16 protein-coding genes are annotated in these 22067 nt (G+C 49.0%); 14 read left to right on the forward strand and 2 right to left on the reverse strand.

Annotation, left to right across the window (positions count from 1 at the left end; all coding sequences use genetic code 11):
- Positions 1-12: 12 nt before the first annotated feature.
- Together AC58UU_RS10595 and AC58UU_RS10600 are read left to right on the forward strand one after the other, a co-directional pair.
- Positions 13-1245, forward strand: coding sequence for an MFS transporter (locus tag AC58UU_RS10595; protein WP_497315351.1), 1233 nt, complete (start codon positions 13-15; stop codon positions 1243-1245).
- Between the two features lie 69 nt (positions 1246-1314).
- A complete protein-coding gene (locus AC58UU_RS10600; protein WP_497315353.1) occupies positions 1315-2265 on the forward strand; it encodes an NAD(P)/FAD-dependent oxidoreductase in 951 nt (316 codons plus the stop codon).
- On the opposite strand, the gene AC58UU_RS10605 is transcribed toward AC58UU_RS10600, so the two are convergent.
- Positions 2262-3008, reverse strand: a complete 747-nt coding sequence (locus tag AC58UU_RS10605) for a DUF2161 domain-containing phosphodiesterase (RefSeq protein ID WP_497315355.1) — start codon at positions 3006-3008, stop codon at positions 2262-2264. The genes AC58UU_RS10600 and AC58UU_RS10605 overlap by 4 nt on opposite strands.
- A 144-nt stretch (positions 3009-3152) precedes the next feature.
- Between AC58UU_RS10605 and AC58UU_RS10610 the strand changes: the two genes are divergently transcribed.
- The 12 genes from AC58UU_RS10610 to AC58UU_RS10665 all read left to right on the forward strand — a co-directional run bounded on the left by AC58UU_RS10610 (position 3153) and on the right by AC58UU_RS10665 (position 20501).
- Positions 3153-4457, forward strand: a complete 1305-nt coding sequence (locus AC58UU_RS10610) for a sn-glycerol-1-phosphate dehydrogenase (protein WP_497315357.1) — start codon at positions 3153-3155, stop codon at positions 4455-4457.
- A 332-nt stretch (positions 4458-4789) separates the two neighbouring features.
- Positions 4790-6175, forward strand: coding sequence for a family 4 glycosyl hydrolase (locus AC58UU_RS10615; RefSeq protein WP_497315359.1), 1386 nt, complete (start codon positions 4790-4792; stop codon positions 6173-6175).
- Between the two features lie 13 nt (positions 6176-6188).
- Complete coding sequence (locus AC58UU_RS10620) at positions 6189-7571, forward strand: MATE family efflux transporter (RefSeq protein WP_497315361.1); 1383 nt, start codon at positions 6189-6191, stop codon at positions 7569-7571.
- A 24-nt stretch (positions 7572-7595) separates the two neighbouring features.
- Positions 7596-9806 (forward strand): alpha-galactosidase, encoded by a 2211-nt coding sequence (locus AC58UU_RS10625; RefSeq protein WP_497315363.1) that lies wholly within the window; start codon positions 7596-7598, stop codon positions 9804-9806.
- 4 nt (positions 9807-9810) lie between these two features.
- Positions 9811-10182, forward strand: coding sequence for a cupin domain-containing protein (locus AC58UU_RS10630; RefSeq protein ID WP_497315365.1), 372 nt, complete (start codon positions 9811-9813; stop codon positions 10180-10182).
- Positions 10179-11957: a glycoside hydrolase family 36 protein gene (locus AC58UU_RS10635; protein WP_497315366.1), complete on the forward strand. Its 1779-nt coding sequence runs from the start codon at positions 10179-10181 to the stop codon at positions 11955-11957. Before AC58UU_RS10630 ends, AC58UU_RS10635 begins: the two co-directional genes overlap by 4 nt.
- 38 nt (positions 11958-11995) lie before the next feature.
- The gene (locus tag AC58UU_RS10640) at positions 11996-12988 is read left to right on the forward strand and encodes an aldo/keto reductase (protein WP_497315368.1); all 993 of its coding nucleotides are present in this window, start codon (positions 11996-11998) and stop codon (positions 12986-12988) included.
- A gap of 99 nt (positions 12989-13087) precedes the next feature.
- A complete protein-coding gene (locus AC58UU_RS10645; RefSeq protein ID WP_497315370.1) occupies positions 13088-14050 on the forward strand; it encodes a bile acid:sodium symporter family protein in 963 nt (320 codons plus the stop codon).
- A 325-nt stretch (positions 14051-14375) separates the two neighbouring features.
- Complete coding sequence (locus tag AC58UU_RS10650; protein ID WP_082562306.1) at positions 14376-14633, forward strand: heterocycloanthracin/sonorensin family bacteriocin; 258 nt, start codon at positions 14376-14378, stop codon at positions 14631-14633.
- 253 nt (positions 14634-14886) lie between these two features.
- Positions 14887-16848, forward strand: a complete 1962-nt coding sequence (locus AC58UU_RS10655) for a putative thiazole-containing bacteriocin maturation protein (RefSeq protein ID WP_497315372.1) — start codon at positions 14887-14889, stop codon at positions 16846-16848.
- A gap of 11 nt (positions 16849-16859) precedes the next feature.
- Positions 16860-18788: a TOMM precursor leader peptide-binding protein gene (locus tag AC58UU_RS10660; RefSeq protein WP_497315576.1), complete on the forward strand. Its 1929-nt coding sequence runs from the start codon at positions 16860-16862 to the stop codon at positions 18786-18788.
- A 132-nt stretch (positions 18789-18920) separates the two neighbouring features.
- Entirely contained in the window at positions 18921-20501 is a 1581-nt protein-coding gene (locus tag AC58UU_RS10665; protein ID WP_497315374.1) for a SagB family peptide dehydrogenase, read from the forward strand.
- A 131-nt stretch (positions 20502-20632) separates the two neighbouring features.
- On the opposite strand, the gene AC58UU_RS10670 is transcribed toward AC58UU_RS10665, so the two are convergent.
- Positions 20633-21838 carry an ROK family protein gene (locus AC58UU_RS10670; protein ID WP_497315578.1) on the reverse strand — a complete coding sequence of 402 codons (1206 nt, stop codon included), beginning with the start codon at positions 21836-21838 and terminating at the stop codon, positions 20633-20635.
- Positions 21839-22067: the final 229 nt, after the last annotated feature.

The raw sequence follows: 22067 nt of genomic DNA on the forward strand, positions 1-22067 counted from the left end.
GACTGGAGGTCTATGATGATATTAAGAATCAGATCTTGGCTGCATAGCAGAGGAAATTCACTTCCGCGTGAGAAGCAATTGTCTCGTGAGGCCGTAATTTCATTAATTATTCATTCTATTTTTCAATTTGGCGCTTCCATGTCGGGCGTGTTCTTAAACTTATACTTATGGCGGTTAACGCACAGTGTCGTAGTGAATGGTACATACAGCATGATCGTTTTCATTTTAACGCCGATAGGCTTTGCACTTGGCGGCCTCATGATTAAGAAGAAAGACCGAATGGTATCGTATCGTCTAGGTATCATGCTCATAGGTCTTTTTTATTTGAGCGTCATTCTAGCCCAAGAGACACTGGTCGAATATTATATACTATTTGCCATTTTTAATGGACTTGCAGCTGCTTTTTACTGGGTAGGTTATTTAACCCTGATGTATGATGTGTCTAACGAGCAGAACCGGATTCGATATCTTGCATTCAATATGATTTTTTTCACAGCAGCAACTTTAGCGGGGCCGGCGCTTGCCGGATTCATTATCCGTTTAAAAGAAGGACTAAGCGGCTACACTATTGTCTTCTCAATAGCATTCTGTATGTTCTTACTAGCGGCGCTGATTTCATTGAAAATTAAAGCTTCAGGTGGACATCATCGAGTCTATTACTTGAAGCTAACTGGTCTTATTATGAAGAAAGAACGTGACTGGTTGAAAGCGCTGTTTGGATTTTTGGGAATGGGTTTGCTCCAAGGGACAATGCTTTTCTTACCGAATATTCTGCTTTTCAAAGTGATGCCGCGTGAAGATATTGTGGGCTACCTCGGTGTATTATACTCAAGTCTATCGATCGTAATGGGCATTTTTATATCTAAATACGCAAATGCTAGTAAAGCTCGACTTTATTTAGCCATATCAACACTCGGTTACCTTATTGGTGTATCTTTTTTATTAGGGAGTGTTAATGTATGGACCGTTGTAAGTTTCATGATTTTGCATTCTATTTTCGCACCGCTGCAAGGGAATACAATGACAGGTTATTATTATGGCCTTATTGCGAAGCTGCCGCTTAAAGGTCAATTGAAAGTAGAAAGTGTGGTTGTTCGGGAATTTTTCTTGAATGTTGGACGTGTGATTTCAATTACCTGTTTAATCTCATTTGGCAGTGATTTGGATGGGGGCTGGATTCCATGGATTTTAATGACTGCAGCTATGTCACAAATTGCCCTTGTTTGGTCGATTAAGAATCAATGAGATGAGCATGAAAGCGCGTTAACTCGGATATCCTAGGAAGTAGATGACAGGAGAAGAGGACGTGCGGTTATGGAACAATATGACAGCATGATTGTTGGCGGAGGTATTGCTGGACTTCAAGCGGCCATTCAATTAGGGAGATATGAGCATCGTGTGCTTGTTATAGATGCCGGCTATGGCCGGTCTACACTATGTAAAAGCTATCATAACCTTTTGGGGTGGCCAGATGGTGTATCGGGTGAAGAGCTTCGCCGATTAGGGAGGCTTCAAGCTGAAAAGCTTGGTGTTACTTTCGTTATAGATGAAGTTGTACAAGCTGTAAACAAAGGTAAACCTGGGGATGGATTTGAGTTATGGGGGAAGACGGGGAAGGGATATGAAGCCCCAACGTTACTCTTGGCTACAGGACTTCTGGACCGTATTCCCGAGCTGCCCAATCTGAAAAACTGTCTAGGGCTAACTGTTTACGTCTGTCCAGATTGCGATGGCTATGAGATTAAAAACAAACAGACCATTGTGATGGGTTCTGGTGATTCTGGAGCGGGAATGGCCCTGACGCTTAGTACGCGTACGGACAAGCTGACCTATGTGAATCATGAGCAGAAAGCTGTGAAGAGTGAGCTATTAGCAAAGCTGAAGGAAAAGAGAATCACCTATGTCGCGGAAGATATTGGGGAGGTGATGGCTGAAACCAATGGCTTATTTCGCGGTGTTGTTTTGGCAAATGGGGAACGAATTGGTGCGGAGCGCGGGTTTATAGCCTTCGGCGGGAATGAAGTGAAGTCGGATTTGGCCCGGCAGTTAGGCGCGGAGCGAATGGAGAATCGCCACATTGTAACGGATCCCCGCAGTAAAATGACGAGTGTACCGTTCGTCTGGGCAGCAGGGGACGTGGGTGTTCATGCGGAGCAAGTGACTATTGCCATGGGCGAAGGGGCGCAGGCGGCGATTTGGATGAACAAAGCGCTGCTAATGTTGAAGGAAGAAGCGAACATACATCGAGTTGTTGTTCGCTCTTAAGGGTTTAAAGAAGATAGGATAGTAGATGAGTCGGACGTCTCCGCCCCTGGAAAAGCAGCTAGAACATGGGCATACTCCGCTAACGCTTGCACCCCAAGTGGGGTGATATGATAAATGCCGCGGCTTTGGCGTACGAACCAGCGGTAGTAGTTTTTTTGAAGCAGTGAGCTCACGGCTTTATTGCTCGTAAAGTCACGCAGAAGGCGCGGGCTAAGTGGTCCATGTTGTTGCAGTAAGTAGGCGCAATGCAGCGATTTTTCACGGTAGGCAGTCATAAGCTTCTGTTTTGAGCTGCCTCCGACGTTGTAGTCCCCACTGCGTTCATGAAATTCATTTACAACTTTCAAGGCAGCACGCTTATTTGGGCGTAATTGATAAGGAGTAGGCTCGCAGACGAGATCCACTGCGGGCTGTTTGCGTTTGAAAAATTGAACGGTCAGTACACCTAGGCCGAGCATGCGGCATAAACGTCGGATCTCTTCCCATTGCAGTCGATGCGGAGCTCGTCCTTTATTGGGAAGCTCGAAAGCGACATAGACCTGATCTGTCAGCCGCAGACGATCGATGCCTTGCACGAGGAGCGGGATATTGAAGCTTTTTTTCAATTCGACAATGATGGGCGGCTCATCACCGCGAATGGCAACTAAGTCGCAATGCTTAATCTCTGCGCGAACGGTGTAACCTCGCTGCTCGAAATAGTGCTTAATCGGAGCGTAAAGCTCCGTTTCTGTTTGTATAGGCATGAGGTTAGTGATCTCCTCTCTAGATACAATATTTGCAGCCAGAATGTGTTCCATTATAGCATAGCTTTTGCTAGAATAGGGGAAGAATAACTTGTACGTACATGTTGGAACGGTAGAGCCAGGAGACAGAGGAGGATGCGTGGGATGAGTGAGATATTGGATACCTGGCTAGGAAAAAGTATTGATTGCACTTGCGGTGTGCGGCACGAAGTGCCGATTCGGCGTATCGTTATTGAACGGGATGCGCTAGCGCAGGTAGCCGGGTATGTGAAAGAAGCCGGCTATGGGGAAGTGACGCTTGTCGCGGACGGGAGGACGTACCAAGCGGCTGGAGAGAAGCTGCGCGATCTGCTGGAAGCCGCGCAGGTGAAGGTGAGCATCAGCGTGATTCGTGAGAACGCGATGGGGGAAGTGGCGGCCGATGAAGAAGCGATTGTCCAGGTGATGCTGGACACGCCGCTTTCATCGGAGGTTCTGCTGGCCGTGGGCGCGGGCACCGTCCACGACATCGTGCGCTTCGTGGCGCATCGCACGAAGCGGCCGTTCTTGTCTGTGCCGACGGCGCCGTCGGTGGACGGCTTCGCGTCAGTGGGCGCGCCGCTCATCGTCCGCGGCTTCAAGCAGACGATCCCGGCCTGCGCGCCGGAGGCTATCTTCGCCGATCTCGAGGTGCTGGCGAAAGCGCCGCAGGCGATGATCGCGGCCGGCCTCGGCGATATGCTCGGCAAGCACACGTCGCTGGCCGACTGGTCGCTTGGCCGTGTGCTGCTCGACGAGCACTACTGCGAGCTGAGCGCTCGGTTGACGCTGGAGGCCGTGGAGCTCTGCACGGCTCATTTGGACGGGATCGCGCAGCGCACCGATCTCGGCTTGCTCCGGTTGATGGAAGGCCTGATCCTATCGGGCCTTTCCATGCTCTTGGTCGGCCACTCGCGGCCGGCCTCTGGGGCTGAGCACCATCTCTCCCACTACTGGGAGATGGTGCTACTGCAGCAGCGCCGCCGGGCGCTGCTGCACGGCGCGAAGGTCGGCGTCGCGACCGTGCTCATGGCGCAGCGCTATCAGGCGCTGCAGGGGATCACGGCCGACGCGGCCGCTGCGCGCCTAGCGTATGGCCATGTCCCCAGCGAGCTTACGGATGCGGAGCGCATCCGGCAGGTCTATGGGGACATGGCCGAGATGGTCATCGCCGAGAATTTTCCGGCGAATGGCACGGCTGTTGATGCGCAGGCGCTGAAGGCGCGCATCGCCGAGAAGTGGGGCGATGTGCAAGCCATCGCCCGAGCGGTCCCTTCCCCTGCGCAGCTCATCGCATGGCTCGAGGCTGTGCAGGGGAAGGTGACGCCGGAGCAGCTCGGTGTGGAGCCTGAGCTGGTGGAGGCGTCCCTGCAGGATGCGCTTTTCGTGCGCAACCGATTCACGATCCTACGTTTACAGCGTCTATTATAGACGCTTTATCTTTATTAAAGGACTGCCCCTCAAGTAGATAAATCTACTTACTTGAGGGGCAGTCTTTTTTTATCATCCTTCTGGTAAGAATCCGAATTGGGTCTCAGGACGGGACTTCTATTGGATTTACTCCAATGAAATGGACTTTCGGGCTTAAATGGCATATTGGATACTACCTTGCGAACTATAGTCTTTGCGGATATGTTCATCCTTCGCGCTTAAAAGTGTAAAAAATCACAACCTGACTTGATTTTTGCCATCCCGCAATGTGGAATTGTTCACTATACTGGTAGCGTATGCAAGACGGTTCCAGGACAAGAAGGAGGGGCAATATGAAATTTGCTAATGAGAAAGTCAGCGATATCCAAATCGCTTATATTGGTGGAGGCTCGATGTATTGGGCAAAAAATCTGATTGCCGATCTGGCGCTTGATGGTCAATTGTCGGGCACCATTCGTTTGTTCGATCTTGATTACGGCAAGGCCAAAAATAATGAAAAGCTGGGTAATTCGGTTTCCGATTATGCAGAGACGAAATCCAGATGGACTTACAAGGCGTATCCGACGCTCCAAGAGGCGCTTAGCGGATGCGATTTTGTATTTATCTCGATCCTTCCCGGAACATTCCGGGAAATGGAATCTGATGTACATGAACCGGAAAAATACGGCATTTATCAGGCTGTTGGCGATACGACTGGACCAGGGGGCCTTGTCAGAGCTCTGCGCACCATTCCCATGTATGTGGAAATAGCACAAGCCATTGAGCGCTTTTCACCGGATGCCTGGGTGTTCAATTACACGAATCCAATGACGCTCTGTACGCGGACGCTTTTTGAAGTGTTTCCAAAAATTAAAGCACTAGGCTGCTGCCATGAGATTTTCGGTGTGCAAGGTCTTTTGATTCGTATGCTGCGCGATATGGAAGGAATTGAAGGTGTACATCGTGATCAAGTCAAAGTGAATGTGCTGGGCATTAATCATTTTACTTGGATCGATCAAGCGACGTATCAAAATATGGATTTACTTCCGATGTATCGAAAGTTTGTTGATAAATATTTTGAATCCGGATTTGAGCACAACAAAGATGCCTGGGTCACGAACACCTATACGGCCGCCAACCGCGTGAAGTTTGATTTGTTTCGGCGCTATGGCGTTATTGCAGCGGCAGGTGATCGCCACTTGGCGGAATTTATGCTTCCTTGGTATTTGAAAGATCCGGAGACGGTTCGTTCATGGAAGTTCGGCTTAACGACGGTACAAAGCCGAGTCGAAAAGCATGCAGCAACGGAGCTTTTTTACGGTAAGCTGCTACGTTCCGAGGAGAAACTGTCGCTCAAGGCATCAGGAGAAGAAGAGGTCAGACAGTTAAAAGGTCTAATCGGGCTTGAACAATTTGTAACCAATATTAACGTTCCAAACGTTGGACAAATGAAGGGAATACCTCTGGGAGCAGTAGTGGAAACGAATGCTGTGTTCTCAGCGAACAGTTTGCGTCCGGTCTACGCGGGCGAGCTTCCGATGGAAGTTAATAATCTGGTCTTGCAACATACGATGAATCAGGAGCTTATTTTGAAGGCTGCTCTTCAAAAGGACAAAGACTTAGCATTCAAGGCGTTTATCAACGATCCGCTTGTGAATATCGATATCCGCGATGCCGAAGTATTGTTCGATCAAATGCTGCAAAATACGAAAGCTTATTTGCCAGGATGGAACATCTGATGGCGGGCCGGCCATGAGTGCAGGATTAGAGTTATTCAGTGAATCCGCCTCCATTGATCCGCAGGATAATAAGGCCGTTCGCCGGATGATTTTCAAACTGGCAGGTCCATCTTTGACGGAAATGCTGCTCATGAATATGACCCAAATGGTGATGATGATCCTGGTTGGACACCTTGGGGCCATTGCCGTGGCGGCTGTGGGCTTAACAAGCCAACCTTATTTATTACTGACCGTCCTTTTTGCAGCGCTCAATACGGGTACAACGGTTATCGTCGCCCGTTCCACGGGAGCGGGGAAGATGGGGGATGCGAATCTGGCCGCAGGGCAATCGCTTCTACTCGGTACAGTCCTGTCTGTTCTTATTGTAGCGCTTGGAGTCACCTTTGCGGAGAGCATGCTCCATTTGATGGGAGCCAGCGCTGAAGTGGTTCAATATGGATTGCAATATGCGAAATTAATGTTTTTCTCCATTGGCTTCTCCTCTATCTCGTCAGCTTTATCCGCAATCCTGCGAGGAGCGGGAGACACACGGACTCCGATGAAAATCAACGTGCTGTCAGGATGCGTCAATGTTATCCTCGGGTTCGTGTTGATTTACGGTCACCTCGATTTACCGCAAATGGGCATTACGGGGGCGGCAATCGCTACCTTAGTGGTCCAGACCGGGGCTATGATTTGCTTTATAGTCGTTATGTTCAGCGGAAGATTTGCAGTCCGTATTGGCTGGTCGGATATAAGCCGATTGGATAAGGCTATGATCAGCCGCATGTTGAAGATAGGGATACCGAGCAGTCTTGAGCAGCTTATTATGCGATTAGGGATTATGACGTTTGTGAAAATCTGTGCTGGACTCGGGACGGTTGCCGTCGCGGCATCACAAATTGTAACGAGCATAATCGGGATATCGTTTATGCCGGGGGCTGCTTTTGCCATCGCAGCCTCTACGCTAGTTGGGCAAACCCTAGGCGTTAGCAAACCTGATCTAGCCGAACGTTATGTGTGGCAAGTCAGAAAGTACGGCATGTTCGTGGCCGGGTTTATGGGGGCGCTTTTCATCTTGCTTGCTCCCCATATCCTCATGCTATATACGAATGACGAGACGATCATTCGCGAAGGGGCATGGGCCCTTCGGATCGTAGGTTTTATCCAGGTTTCTCAAATTTCGCAATTTGTTCTTGGAGGAGCGTTAAGAGGAGCAGGAGATACCCGGTACCCCTTATATTCCACATTAACTGGCGTGTGGGGAATAAGGGTTGTGCTTAGTTATTTATTTGTTTACGTCTTTCATTGGGGCATGGTCGGATTATGGAGTGCCGTTGCTTGTGATCAATTTCTCAGATCTAATTTGATTTATTTTAGGTTCAAACACGGGGCATGGAAGCATCTAAAGGTTTAATACGCAAAAAGGAGACGCGGAATAATGGGGATTGTGTACGATTCGAATTCGCAAACTTTCCATCTTCAAGGGAAGTCATCGAGCTATATCATGCAGCTGATCAAATCCAAATATTTGGCTCACGTTCATTGGGGACGCCAAATACGGGGAACCAATCCGGGAAATTTGCTCGCTATAAGACGTCGCTGCTCTTTCTCGCCGTCCACGGACCCGAATGATCTAACGCTGTCTTTGGACACATTGCCACAGGAATTTCCGGCGTATGGAAGTAGTGATTTTCGTGTTCCGGCCTATCAAGTTCAGTTGGAAAACGGAACGACAGTCAGCGAACTCGTCTATGAGTCCCACCGAATTTACGCGGGAAAAGCACCGTTAGAGGGATTGCCTTCCACCTATACGGAGGATGACAGTGAAGCTGAGAGTATCGATATCGTGTTGGCCGATCCTACGATCGGATTGAAGGCCATACTCACGTATACCGTATTTCGTGATTTGGATGCGATAACCCGGTCTGTGCGATTCGTAAATGTGAGTAATCGATCGATCAAGCTGCTTCGAGCATTAAGCTTTGGTATCGATATATCCCACAGCGATTTCGATATGCTTCATTTATCAGGCACATGGGCGCGTGAGCGACATATCGAAAGACGCTCCATTCTAACAGGCGGGTCTGTCATTGAGAGCCGCCGGGGGTCTAGCAGCCATTCGCTCAACCCATTTATGGCCCTGCTTTCCAAGCAAACGGATGAGGACCAAGGAGAAGTCTATGGATTCAGTCTTGTCTACAGCGGCAGCTTCGTTGCTCAAGCGGAAGTTGATCCTTACGGAACGACTCGCGTAGTGATGGGAATTAATTCGTTTGATTTTTCTTGGCTCTTGGAGCCTGGGCAATCCTTCCAAACGCCGGAGGCAGTTCTCGTCTATTCCGCAGAAGGAATCGGAGGGATGTCGCGCACGTATCACAAGCTGTATCGCACACGGTTATGCCGTGGACAATTCCGCGATCGTCACAGGCCGATTCTGATCAACAACTGGGAAGCCACCTATTTTAATTTCAATGCGGATAAAATTGAAGAGCTTGCGCGAGTTGGCAAGGAGCTCGGTTTAGAGCTTTTAGTGTTGGACGACGGTTGGTTCGGTAATCGTGACAACGATAAAAGCTCGCTCGGAGATTGGTTCGTTGATCGTAACAAGCTCCCACAAGGCATGCCGGATTTGGTAAGTCGAGTGAAGCAGCAAGAGCTGGAGTTCGGTCTATGGTTTGAGCCTGAAATGATATCCCCGGACAGCGACCTGTATCGGGCTCATCCCGACTGGTGTCTGCACGTGCCGGGCCGGCGGAGGACTGAAGCAAGGCAGCAGTTAATTCTCGATTATTCGCGTCAGGATGTAAGAGACTACATCGTAACGGTCATCACCGATATTCTTGCGAGCAGCCCAATCACCTATGTCAAATGGGATATGAACCGCAATATGACAGAAATCGGCTCCGCCCAGCTCCCGCCAGAGCGACAGCGTGAAACGGCTCATCGTTATATGTTGGGGCTGTATGACGTGTTGGAGCGGATAACTTCCGCATTTCCGAGTGTATTATTCGAAAGCTGTTCCGGTGGTGGCGGACGGTTCGATCCTGGAATGCTCTACTATATGCCGCAAACGTGGACGAGCGATAATACGGATGCGGTTGAACGGCTAAAAATTCAATATGGAACAAGTATCGTGTACCCAATCAGTACGATGGGCGCTCATGTTTCCGCAGTCCCTAACCATCAGGTGCACCGTACGACGCCGCTCGATATGCGGGGAAATGTAGCAATGTCGGGTAATTTCGGCTATGAGCTGGATTTGACTGCATTTACGGAAGCGGAAAAGGAAGCCGTGAAGAAGCAAGTTGCGCTTTATAACCAATTGCGGCCACTGATCCAATTCGGCGAATTTTACCGTTTGATCAGCCCTTTTGAACACGTTAGCGCAGCTTGGATGTTTGTTTCCGAGGATAAGAAGGAAGCGTTGGTTGCTTTTTTTCAAGTGCTGTCAGAGCCGAACGCACCGCTAAGGAAGCTGCGATTAAAGGGGTTAGCGGCAGAGAGCAATTACTTCCTGTACGATGCGGAAGACCAAGGTGATGGTATGGAAATCTTTGGCGGGGATGAGCTCATGCATGTGGGCCTAGATTTGCCGATCTGGAAAGGCGATTTCCGAAGCCGCCTTTACCGCTTGAAAATGGAGGAATAATAAGATGAAAAAGCTGCGTTTGAGCGATTTGCAGGATAAGAGGAACGGCCACATTTTGCAGGATGTATTACCAGGTGCTTATTTATCTACAGGCGGTCTTTCTTTCGCGAAACGGCGAGAGCGCAGTCATACAAATGACGGACCGGGTGGAAGGGACTATCATGTCCACGGAGATTGTGAAGCGTTCATTATTTTGCAGGGAACTGGAACGATGGAAATTAACGGGGAGCATATTCCGGTGACAACCGGGGATATCGTGATTGTTGAACCAGGTGAGGATCATCACCTCAATTCGAGTGAGGACGACCCGATTGTCACCGTATGGTGTCATGCAGGCCCGAATCGTCATAAGAATCAGCAGGAGGACGCAGTATGAACAAAATCATAAACACGGATACTCATACCTTTACTTTATCGGGTGAGGATCATGGGTTTACCGTCACGCTGTTTACGAAAAAGCTGCAAGAGGGAATCGATCTCATCACGCTGCAATTGGAAGCGGAGGAGGCGCTGACGCCTCCCGTTTTTACGATTGGTTGGTCGCATCCTGCCTGTGATATACAAGGCAGCTGGCATCCTGCCCAGGACCGAAATAAGAGCTTTAAGGCCGACTGGATGCGCACGTTACGTTCCAACGCGGCTGCGTCGGCTCCGGTTTACGCCTTGTTTAATAGCGTGGGTCGCAATAGGCTGACATTTGCTTATTCGGATGCACTTAACACGGTGCACTATTCGGGAGGTATCAGCGAGGAAACGGCTGATTTCCATTGCCGTGTTCAATTGTTTACAGAAACGACGGCGCCTTTCACATCTTATGAGGCAAAGCTACTCGTAGATACGAGAGACATTCCTTATTATGAAAGCCTTCAGGGCGTTCAAGAGTGGTGGAGCGCCATGTCGGAATATCGCCCGGCGTTCGTTCCTGCGGCTGCCAAGGAACCGATGTATTCGACCTGGTACAGTATGCATCAGAATGTAACAGACACACATATCGAAGAGCAGTGCCGTTTGGCCAAGAAGTTGGGGATGGAAGCCGTCATTGTGGACGATGGCTGGCAGACGGAAGATAACCGCAGGGGGTATGCTTACTGCGGAGATTGGGAGACTTATGAGGGCAAATTCCCCGATATGAAGCGGCATGTTGATGCGGTTCATGAGTTAGGCATGAAATTTATCCTCTGGTACTCGGTACCTTTTATCGGTAAATACAGTAAGGTGTGGGATCGATTCAAAGATAAGATTCTGCGATTTAATGAAAATCATGGGGCGGCTGTGCTCGATCCGAGATACCCTGATGTCCGAGAGTATATCATAAATAAATATGAAGAAGCGGTGAAAGAATGGGGCTTGGACGGATTCAAGCTTGATTTCATTGATACGTTCTATTCGCCTGAGCTTCAGCTTCCCTCAACAGTCCCCGGCAAGGATTTTGAGTCCATACCTGAAGCCGTTGACCGTCTATTGACAGACTCTATCGGCAGATTGAGAGAATTGAATCCTGATATCATGATCGAATTCCGCCAGATGTATATCGGTCCTGCGATGCGCAAATACGGCAATATGTTCCGTGCAGCCGATTGTCCGAACGACAGCATCCAGAACCGAGTGCGTACGTTGGACATCAGGCTGATTTGCGGAGATACGGCAGCTCATGCGGATATGATCATGTGGCATCCGGAGGAACCCGTGGAAAGCGCCGCCTTACAGTTAATTAATTGTCTATTTTCGGTGCCTCAAGTATCGGTCCTCTTGGATAAGCTGCCTTCAAATCATTTGAGGATGCTCGAATACTGGCTTTCCTTCTGGAAGGAGAACCGTGATCTGCTGTTAGACGGCCCGATTGAGCCTATGAATCCGGAGCTGTTGTATCCACTAGTTCGTGCTTTTAAAGAGGATAGAGGTATTATTGTTGCTTATCATGAGCGAATTGTGCCAATAGATGCAGGGGCGCCAGTGTCCCAGTGGATCGTTGTGAACGGCAGAAGACAGGACGGACTCTATCTAGAGGTTACTGGTGAAGTTGAAGGAGCGAAAGTAATTATTAAAAATTGCTGCGGAGACATTGTGGAGGAGCTGTCTGTTGAGTTAACGTCAGGCATTCATAAGCTTGCGATCCCCGCCTCGGGTCTCGCGACCATCTCTATTTTATAGAACCACAAATCAAGGCACTTACACTAGGAGGATCATCGATGAACTATTTGGCTAATGAAGGAAGATATGCAGAAATGCCGTACAATCGAAGCGGAAAGAGTGGCCTTAAGCTGCCTCCGATCTCTTTTGGATTATGGCACAATTTTGGAAGCGTCGATCTATTCGAAAACAGCAGGGCTCTGGCGCGTCATGCGTTTGATTTGGGGATTACCCACTTCGATCTTGCGAATAACTATGGTCCATCGGCAGGCTCGGCTGAGGAAACGTTTGGACAAATTCTGAAGAAGGATCTTCACCCATACCGTGATGAGCTGATCATTGCAACCAAGGCGGGCTATCGCATGTGGGACGGTCCTTATGGGGAGCGGGGCTCCCGTAAAAGCATGCTCGCCAGCCTCGACCAGAGCTTAAAACGACTTGGCATGGACTATGTCGATATTTATTATTCACACCGTTTTGACGCTGAAACGCCTCTGGAAGAAACAATGAGCGCCTTGGATCAGGCTGTACGGCAAGGAAAAGCGCTATATGTGGGTGTGTCCAACTATAATGCAGAGCAAACGGAACAAGCAGCAGCTATATTGAAAGGTCTCGGCACTCCGTTCATCATTCATCAAGTACACTATTCGATGTTCGAAAGACGGTTGGAGCAGGGCCTGCAAGACATATTGGCAAGAGAAGGCGTGGGGTCTATCGCTTATAGCCCTCTAGCCAGGGGACTGCTGACGGATCGTTATTTGGAAAACATTCCGGCGGATTCCCGTGCGGCAGGTGGCAGTGTGTTCCTAAGGCCTGAGGATATTACTGAGGAAAAGATCGCAAAGTCGCGACTTCTGAATAAACTTGCTAATGAGCGTGGGCAGAGCCTTGCCCAGATGGCTTTAGTTTGGGTTCTTCGCAAGGGATGTGTTACCTCCGCATTAATTGGCGCAAGTAAAGTGAGTCAACTTGACGATAATGTAGCAGCTTTGAAGCAGCCTACTTTCACTCAGGATGAATTGGATCTTATCGATCAAATTCTTGGGGGTTGAAGTTTCGATTAAGCAGTCTTTGCAGGGATTGCTCTAGTGGGAACCGAAGTATACGGAGTATGGAAAAGCCTCATTATCAAAGACAGAAGAGGGTTGTTTATGCTAATCCGTTTGAATAAAGTACTCGAAAAAGCGATGCCTTTTGTAACGCCATCTGCTGTTATTGTTGGGTTAATTTGCTCAGCTTGGCTGCATCATCTTAGCTTTCTAGTACCGTGGATATTTGCTACAATGACGTTTGCTGGGAGCATTGGATCTAATTTTAAGGATTTACTTAAGGTGATGATGCACCCGCTGCCGATTATAGCCAACTTTATCATTTTGCATCTTGCGATGCCGATACTGGGATGGGCGGCCGGTTCGATATTTTTCCCGGGTGATGATTTGACACAGACTGGATTTGTGCTTCTGTTCGTTATTCCTACCGGAGTTGTCAGCTTGGTGTGGGTTACTATATACGGGGGTAATATAGCGCTCACTTTGGCGCTCATCTTGCTGGACACGCTTCTATCTCCATTGATTGTGCCGCTTAGTCTCTCTCTTATCGTTGGGGCTAAGGTGCATATGGACCCATGGGATATTATGAGTGGGCTATTCTTAATGGTTGTGATCCCTTCATTAATTGGCATGCTGCTTAATCAATGGACAAAAGGCAGAATTAAAACAACCTGGGGGCCGAGGTTGGCGCCATTTTCAAAAATAGGACTTTTTGTAGTTGTCGCGATTAATTCTTCAGTCATAGCTCCCTATCTGAAAGACATGAATGGTCAGTTGGTAAAAGTCATTGTTCTTGCTTTCGCATGTGCAACCATCGGTTATTTAGCAGGATGGCTTGTGTCTAGGTTGATGAGGTGGGACCGCGAAGTCACAATTGCCCTCACCTTCAATTCGGGGATGCGAAACCTGAGTGCGGGTGCAGTACTCGCTATCAGCTTTTTTCCGCCGCCTGTTGCGCTTCCGGTTGTCGCAGGTATGCTGTTTCAACAAATCCTGGCGGCTTTATATGGGCAGCGTCTGGCTAAGAGGTATGGCTTGAACGGTCATACAGCCAAGGCAGCCTAAAGAAAACGAGGCTTCACTTGGAAAGAATGAGGTTGAATTGGAAAAATCGGCAAAAACGAAAAGCAAAAGGAGCTCAGCCAGTTGAACTTGGCTAAGCTTCTTTTTGCATATCAGACAACCATGGAGGTTGCCTGAAAATGCGTATCATATGATGAATGGTTTTAGGAAGTGCATTAAAATATAGGCATTTAGATCAGGAACAAGAGCGGAACTAAGTTCATATGTTGTCATGGGAGTACTCGAATAAATTGGCGGATCTCACAGGGAAGTTGTTTTCTGATTATCCGCTGCCGGCACAACTATCTATTAAACGGAGGTTGGAAAAATGAATGATTTTCAAAATGATTTAAAGAATTTGAATGTTTCCGAGTTCAAGGCGAGTGAGGCGACAGCTTGGAACGCTCAAAACCAGCAAGATGCTCGATTATGCTTCGTTTGTTTCGTTTGCACCAATTGCGCCACTTGCACCAATTGTTTCAATTGCTTCAACTGTTTCAATTGTCATCAATGCCACAACTGTCATAACTGTCATAACTGTCATAACTGCCATAATTGCCACAACTGTCATAACTGTCATCGTTGAGGACATTGAGGCGGTTTTGCCCGTTGTTTCTAGCCTCCAGACGGAAACAGTGGATACCTAATGAGTAGAGTTAAGCCCCTGCGGCCAGCGGCAACCCAGGGGTTTTTTTCCATGTCTACTTAAAGGAACGCTTCACTACATTGGCTGCATGGGCTTTCTTGAAAGAATAAGACATGAGGGACAAATAGCTGTACATAAGATTATTTGTGAAGAGTTGAGGCATATCGGGAACAGCTTACGGAGGAGGAATAGAATGATAAATTTGAACCCTTCGATGCGACTGAAGGTGAAAAGGGATACGTTTTTTCTCCCTAATCCAAGTGGTAGTGTGTATTTTCGAAACAATGTAAGTTCGTTCCGTATGGAAGGAGAATTAATCGATCAGTGGATTGAAAAACTGCTACCGATATTCAACGGAGAACATAGGTTGGAGGATTTGACAGACGGATTGCCGGACCAACACCGGAATCAGGTTTATAGAATTGCAGAAATGTTGTATCGTAATGGCTTTGTTCGGGATGTGAGCCAAGACGCTCCACATCAATTGCCGGAAGAGGTTCTCAAAAAGTATGCTTCTCAAATTGAATTTTTGGACAATTTCGGTAATTCGGGTGCGTACCGGTTTCAGTCCTATCGTCAGTCCAAAGTTTTGACGGTGGGCTCTGGCCCATTTTTGCTCTCAGTCATTTCTGCGCTGCTTGCATCCGGATTGCCCAAGTTTCACGTACTAATTTCGGGCTCAGAGCCGACTGATCGGGAGCGGTTGCTAGAACTGGTGGCACATGCCCGTAAAACGGACCCGGAAGTGGCAATAGAGGAGGTTACCCTGCAGAAGGAAGGGGTTAGTAGTTGGCGGGAGGCTGTGAGGTCGTTTGATTCGATTTTGTTTGTGTCACAGGAAGGTGGTATCGAGGAACTGCGGGTTCTTCATACGGTTTGCAGAGAGGAGAAGAAGACGTTTCTTCCCGCAGTGTGTCTACAGCAGGTGGGACTGGCGGGTCCGCTAGTGCATCCGGACTTTGAGGGATGCTGGGAGTCAGCGTGTCGCAGAATACACGAATCCGCGATTCGTAAAGACCCTCAGCTGCATACCTTTTCTTCCACAGCGGGAGCGATGTTAGCGAATGTGATCGTGTTTGAATTGTTAAAAAAGATTACGGGAGCGAACGATTTGGAGCTTAGTAATCAGTTCTTCCTGCTTAATCTGGAGACTTTGGAAGGAAGATGGCATTCGTTCATGCCCCATCCGCTTGTGACCGGACGCATTGCAGCTGAATGGATTCACGATTTCGAACTGCAGCTCGAACGGAGATCAAGCAAAAGTGAAAATGGATTGCTTCCTTACTTCAGCAGGTTGACATCGGCGGAGTCAGGGATATTCCATATTTGGGAGGAGGGGGATTTAAAGCAGCTGCCGCTCTCTCAGTGTCGCGTACAGGCAGTCGATCCGCTGTCGGAAGGGGCGGCTGGGCTACTGCCCGACATTGTTTGTGCCGATCTGACGCATGAAGGAGCTAGGCGGGAAGCGGGGCTAGCCGGGATTGAAGCGTATGTATCGCGAATGGTCGGCCTGCTCGTTTCTACACTTCCATCCCAACAGGAATCAGAAGGCAGCAGGATTGAACCGCAGGAATTTATCGGCGTTGGAGCGGGAGAAACGGTTGCGGAAGGCATTGGCCGAGGGTTGCAAAGGTGTTTGGCCGAGATACTGAGCAAGCAATTGTCGTGTCAGTTGCCTTCTGTCTTTCGAGTAAAGTTGTCTGATATAGAAGATAAGCACTGCCAGTTTTATTTGCAAGCTTTGACCACGATGAAGGGAGTACCGATAATTGGCTTGGGGAAGGAAGTGTCCGGATTCCCTGTGGTGTGGGTCGGTACGAGTGATCGCTGGTATGGCGGTGTAGGCTTGAATGTAACCCTGGCGTTGCGGGATGCTTTGCAACAGGCTCTGTTGGAGGCACAAAACCAACCGGCTCGCCTCACATCGCAAGTATTGGAGGTTTCGTCCGTGCGTCTGGCAGAACAGTTGCCACTAAGCCTTGTGATCTCCTCATGTGGAGCGAATGCAAAATCGGAGGTTCTTCAGTCTGCCTTGCAGGTCTTGGAACGGAACCGTAAGCGGATCTTGGTCATCGATCTGGCAGCAGAATCGTTTATGAAAGAGGAAATGGCTGGAGTGTTAGGCGTGTTGCTGCGAGAGGAGGGTTCCCGGTGAGCGATATCGTTATGATTGTTGGAAATGGGGTGTTGGCAGACTGCGTGTACGAAGAACTGTCAGCCCATTTCGAGGTCGTACGTCAAATCGATTTCGAGGCAGGCGTACCGGAAGCGGTAAATTTGGCTCTGGTACTGCACGATGCTTGGCATCCTCATGTTCATCAAAAGGCGGAAGAGCTGCTGCAGCCAGCCGGCATCCCTTGGTTGCGCGGCTTCGTTTCATTTGGCGAGGGCGTGATCGGGCCTCTGGTAAGTCCGGGTACAAGCGGGTGTTCCCAGTGTGCAGACACGCGGCGTCTCATGGCGGGACGCGAGCGAAGGGAGATGCGGGATCTACAGATGAGGCTGGTAGCGCACGAGGGCATATCGAGTGACGCATGGGCGTCGCGTACAGGACTTTTGCAGATGGCTCACCTGCTGGTGGTGGAGGCACGGAGGATGTTACAAGGCAATCCGGTTTACACGGCAGGGAAGGTGTTTTTGATCAACCTAAAAACGCTGGAGAGCACCCTTCACTTCTTTCTCCCAGACCCGCTGTGTCCTGTTTGTAGTCGTTTGCCTGATGACTCATCAACAGCAGCCCAAATTTCGTTGCAACCAAGTCCGAAGATTAGCTCAGAAAGTTACCGCTCCCGCTCGATGGATGATCTGAATAAAGTTCTAACCAAAGACTATCTGGATTACCGGACTGGCTTTTTGAATGGGAAAATGATGGACCTTGCGTCGCCATTTGCCGATGTGAGTGTGAATCTGCCGTTGTTCACAGAGGACGTGGGGACGGCAGGGAGGACTCATTCCTATGCAGTGAGCGAGCCCACCGCTATTTTGGAGGGGTTAGAACGGTACTGCGGTCTGGCACCACGAGGTAAACGGACGGTAGTCTACGGCAGCTTCCGCCAGTTGGAAGATCAAGCGCTCGACCCCGTCAAGGTAGGGATGCACACGAAGGAACAGTATGCTCAGCCGGGGTTTCCGTTCACAACGTTCGATCCTAACCAGCCAATCCATTGGGTATGGGGCTATTCGTTTTTGCAAGAGCGACCGATTCTGGTTCCAGAGCAGCTCTCTTATTACAGCATGGGCTGCAGGCATGGTTTCGTGTCCGAGTCTTCCAACGGCTGCGCGTTAGGAGGAAGTTTGGAGGAAGCGATTTTTTACGGCATATTAGAAGTGGTGGAGCGAGATTCTTTTCTGATGACTTGGTATGCGCAGCTGTCTCTCCCGCGCCTTGACCCTTATTCGGCAAACGACCAAGAATTGCGGTTGATGATCGATCGTTTACGAGCCGTGGCGGGGTTTGATGTGTATTTCTTTAACTCTACGATGGAGCACGGGATTCCAAGCGTTTGGGGGGTAGCGAAAAACAGGAAACAAACAGGAGTGAATCTCATCTGTGCGGCCGGAGCTCATCCAGATCCTGTACGGGCGGTGAAAGGCGCGGTTCACGAGTTGGCCAGCATGGTACTGAATCTGGATAAGAAATTTGAGGCGAACCGGGAGGAGTATGTTCGGATGTTTCACGATTCCTCCCTCGTGCAGCAGATGGAGGATCATTCACTTCTGTACGGTTTGCCGAAAGCGCAGGAGCGCCTGCAATTTCTGCTGGATGAGAATCGTCCTATGCGAAAGTTTGAGGAGGAATTCAAGCGGAAAGTAAGGCATGCTGATTTAACGGACGATCTGAAGGACATTCTTCAGGCATTCCGCCGATTGAGTCTCGATGTGATCGTGGTGAATCTGACAGCGCCGGAAATCAATCGAAATGGACTTCATTGCGTGAAAGTGCTGATCCCAGGGATGCTGCCGATGACATTCGGTCATCAATTTACCCGCGTGGTAGGGTTAGAGCGTGTTTTGAGGGTACCGATGGAACTTGGATATGCGAAGCAGCCGCTGAGGCTAGAACATCTCAATCCGTATCCGCATCCGTTTCCATAGGGTGTTAAGCCACGCATATCAGACCGCCAACCGTCGACGAATGATGCCTTCGTACCAACTATTTTAAGCTGTGGTATCAAATATAGAAACGTGGCGTGGTTGACAACCTTGTTCATATCAGGAGGGAGAAGGATGAGTCTGAAGGCTTTTCTGCACAATCTGCATTATGACATTGACAAGACCAAACCGCCGGACTTGGTAGTGGATTGGGAGGATCGACCGCTTGCGTATAAGCTCTACCGCGGTTTGCCTGTGGTTCCGTTATCTCCGGAAGTACCGCTGACGCTTGAAGGCGGTGAAGCGCCAGTGAAACCCGACCTCCGTCGAATGGGCCATTTTCTCTGGTATATATTCGGGCTCACTCAATTGTCCCAGTCAGTCCCTGCCTCGAATTCCATGGTACAAAACATGGGTTTGCTGCAGTTGTACCGGCGGTTTGCTCCCTCAGGGGGAGCCTTATATCCGAATGAATTATACGTGTATCTGAAGCTAGAGGATTTGCGGGCAGGGGTCTATCATTATGATGTGGCGCACCATCGTTTGGTGTTGCTGCGCGAAGGTGACTTCGATTCATATTTAGCCCGGGCTCTTGGCAATCGCTGTGACGTATCAACTTGCTTTGGTGCTGTTTTTGTGTCGACCCTGTTTTGGAAAAACTTCTTTAAATACAATAACTTTTCCTACCGCCTGCAAGGACTGGATGCAGGTGCGCTGATCGGGCAGCTCTTGGAAGTGGCAAAACGGTTTGGCTTTGCGTCAGGGGTGTATTTCCAGTTTCTTGATCGGGCCGTGAATGATCTTCTCGGAGTGTCCGAACAAGAGGAAAGCGTGTATGCGGTGATTCCACTGTCGGTGGAGCCTGCGATTCCATGGTTTGCCAATAAGGATGAGGGAGAGGAGGGGGTCTCCGCCACCGAATTGTGCCGGGAGTTGAGGTCGGTTGAGCATCATCACTACGTCCGGTCCCGGAGGGTCAAGGAGTTTCCGATGCTTATCAAGATGAACGAAGCATCCCGATTGGAATCGCTTAGGTCGTTAGGGCGAATTGGGGAAGGTAAGATCGTTCACTGCGAGGATCAAGCGGTTGCACTGCCCCGTGTGAAGCGGCTCTTGTATGATCTGGCGTCAGTAAGTCGTCAGCGGTTTTCACCGGACGGTGATTTTGTAATGGGCAAGCTAAGCCAAGAACAGTTGGCCTTGCTGCTGCAGGAGGCAACATCTTCCTTCAGGTATCGGAATGATTTGGATGGAGCACATGAGAACCCCGTTTCACGCGTCTCAATATACGTCTGTTTGTATAACATTGAGGGCATTCCGAATGGTGCTTACTATTATGACAGCGCTGCTCATACGTTATGCCGGGTACGTCATGGAGATCATCGGCTCAGGCTGCAGCAGGGAATGCCTTCCGACAACGTGAACTTGTTTCAAGTTCCGTTATGCTTTCATGTGGCAGGGGACAAGGAGCATCTCTTAAATGCTCTGGGGTATAGGGGGTACCGCATCCAACAGATGGAAGCGGGGATGCTCGTTCAGCGTTTACTGTTGGCAGCATCCGCTATCGGGATAGGGGGACATCCGCTTCTAGGATTTGATGCCAGATTGTGCGATGAGATCTACAAAATGGCTTCGCGAGGAATAACCAGCCTGATCCAAATCCCGGTTGGGCCATATCGTCATTGCCCACGATTGGTAGGAGGTTTGCATAGCTAGAAGAGGCGTAAGTGAAAGCTCTTGTGAATAGTAGGGGGGTATAAATATGAAAGAGCACTGACAAATACGTCGGTGCTCTTTCATATTTATGGAGAAAAACGGACTATGCAATCTAATGTGGAGATTTGTTTTTACTGAATCATTGTAAAAGAAAAATGTTGATCAAGCGCAAAATTGATTGCACCGAGTGCTCCGCCGATTTCTGGCAATACGGCGGTATCTACCGCTATTCCGGCAGATAGAGCCATCATGGACCGCTGCTTCATAACTTTGGTGGCGGTTTGTACATAGGTGCTGCACATACTGGGGATGGATCCTCCAAGAATGATAGCCTCGGGATTCAGTAAATTGACCAGATTAGCCAGAGCAATGCCGAGATAAGTGGCGGCATGATTAACAACACGTATCGCCAATTCATCACCCTGATCTGCGGCCAAGCAAACGTCCCTTGCCTGGAGAAGTTGGAGGTCGTTTCCTTGTACTACACCGTTAAGCAAACTTTCCTCTTGTCCGGAGCGAAGCTGTCTGCGGGCTTCCTGTTCGATTGCTGAAGCCGTAGAATAGAGGTGCAAACAACCGTTATTCCCACAAGGACATACGGGTCCGTCAGGTTCAACCGTAATATGCCCGAGCTCACCAGCCCCGCCGAACGAACCGGACACCAACTGCCGATCATTAAAGATTCCGGCAGCTATGCCGGAGCCGACCCCGACATAAATCATATGCTTGTAGCCGCTTCCTGAACCGAATCGGCATTCGGCAAGCCCACGGGCGCGGTGCCTGTTTATGGCCACGGTGGGCCATCCAAGTTTTTTGCTTACCATTTCCTCGATGTCCACGTTAGACCAGCCCAAATCTGATGCGCTCCTAATAATACCTCGTCTCGTATCGACAAGACCCGGCACACCCAGACCGAACAATTTGATGACCTCTATGTCCAATTCCTTAACAAACTTTGAGGTTTGATCAGTCAACTCCTGAATCGCTGTCTCGGGTTGGGACGAGCTGACGGGTATTTTCGTCATATGCAGGACATTGCCAAGTAAGTCAAACACGCCTAGCGTCCATACTTGATTGTCTAAATCGGCACCCATAATGCCATGGGATCCTGGCACAAGCTCTAGAGAAATAGCTGGACGCCCACCTGTGGATGGGGCTTTTTCCGTTTCTTTTACAAGATTCCAATCCATTAGCTCGGAAATTGTTGAAGAGATGGTAGCCCTGCTCAGTTCCGTAACTTTGGTCAATTTAATTCGAGGCATGGATCCGTGCATGCGCAAGGCTTGAATGATACTGGTTTTGCTGCCCTTTTGATCACTTTTGTTAGGAATTATCATGAACTTCACCGTCGCTATATCATTATGTCATTAAATCGATTATACCTGAACCTAAAGTTATAATGGTAGTGTACTCACTTTAATAAAAAACAGAACAAAGTTCAATATATTTTTACTTAATAGATACATATTTCACTATTAATTTCTTTTAAAATCAATACTTAATTTAAATATTGACGTAAGTATGGCATTTGAATTATGATATCCTCATATTGATGAAAGCGCTATT

It is taken from the genome of Paenibacillus sp. JT22N1 (assembly GCF_059692155.1).

What these genes read in the sequence shown, in the direction of transcription:
- AC58UU_RS10595 (WP_497315351.1), top strand. Translation starts at nt 13, where the DNA reads ATGATGATATTAAGAATCAGATCTTGGCTGCATAGCAGAGGAAATTCA.
- AC58UU_RS10600 (WP_497315353.1), top strand. Translation starts at nt 1,315, where the DNA reads ATGGAACAATATGACAGCATGATTGTTGGCGGAGGTATTGCTGGACTT.
- AC58UU_RS10605 (WP_497315355.1), bottom strand. Translation starts at nt 3,008, where the DNA reads ATGCCTATACAAACAGAAACGGAGCTTTACGCTCCGATTAAGCACTAT.
- AC58UU_RS10610 (WP_497315357.1), top strand. Translation starts at nt 3,153, where the DNA reads ATGAGTGAGATATTGGATACCTGGCTAGGAAAAAGTATTGATTGCACT.
- AC58UU_RS10615 (WP_497315359.1), top strand. Translation starts at nt 4,790, where the DNA reads ATGAAATTTGCTAATGAGAAAGTCAGCGATATCCAAATCGCTTATATT.
- AC58UU_RS10620 (WP_497315361.1), top strand. Translation starts at nt 6,189, where the DNA reads ATGAGTGCAGGATTAGAGTTATTCAGTGAATCCGCCTCCATTGATCCG.
- AC58UU_RS10625 (WP_497315363.1), top strand. Translation starts at nt 7,596, where the DNA reads ATGGGGATTGTGTACGATTCGAATTCGCAAACTTTCCATCTTCAAGGG.
- AC58UU_RS10630 (WP_497315365.1), top strand. Translation starts at nt 9,811, where the DNA reads ATGAAAAAGCTGCGTTTGAGCGATTTGCAGGATAAGAGGAACGGCCAC.
- AC58UU_RS10635 (WP_497315366.1), top strand. Translation starts at nt 10,179, where the DNA reads ATGAACAAAATCATAAACACGGATACTCATACCTTTACTTTATCGGGT.
- AC58UU_RS10640 (WP_497315368.1), top strand. Translation starts at nt 11,996, where the DNA reads ATGAACTATTTGGCTAATGAAGGAAGATATGCAGAAATGCCGTACAAT.
- AC58UU_RS10645 (WP_497315370.1), top strand. Translation starts at nt 13,088, where the DNA reads ATGCTAATCCGTTTGAATAAAGTACTCGAAAAAGCGATGCCTTTTGTA.
- AC58UU_RS10650 (WP_082562306.1), top strand. Translation starts at nt 14,376, where the DNA reads ATGAATGATTTTCAAAATGATTTAAAGAATTTGAATGTTTCCGAGTTC.
- AC58UU_RS10655 (WP_497315372.1), top strand. Translation starts at nt 14,887, where the DNA reads ATGATAAATTTGAACCCTTCGATGCGACTGAAGGTGAAAAGGGATACG.
- AC58UU_RS10660 (WP_497315576.1), top strand. Translation starts at nt 16,860, where the DNA reads ATGATTGTTGGAAATGGGGTGTTGGCAGACTGCGTGTACGAAGAACTG.
- AC58UU_RS10665 (WP_497315374.1), top strand. Translation starts at nt 18,921, where the DNA reads ATGAGTCTGAAGGCTTTTCTGCACAATCTGCATTATGACATTGACAAG.
- AC58UU_RS10670 (WP_497315578.1), bottom strand. Translation starts at nt 21,838, where the DNA reads ATGATAATTCCTAACAAAAGTGATCAAAAGGGCAGCAAAACCAGTATC.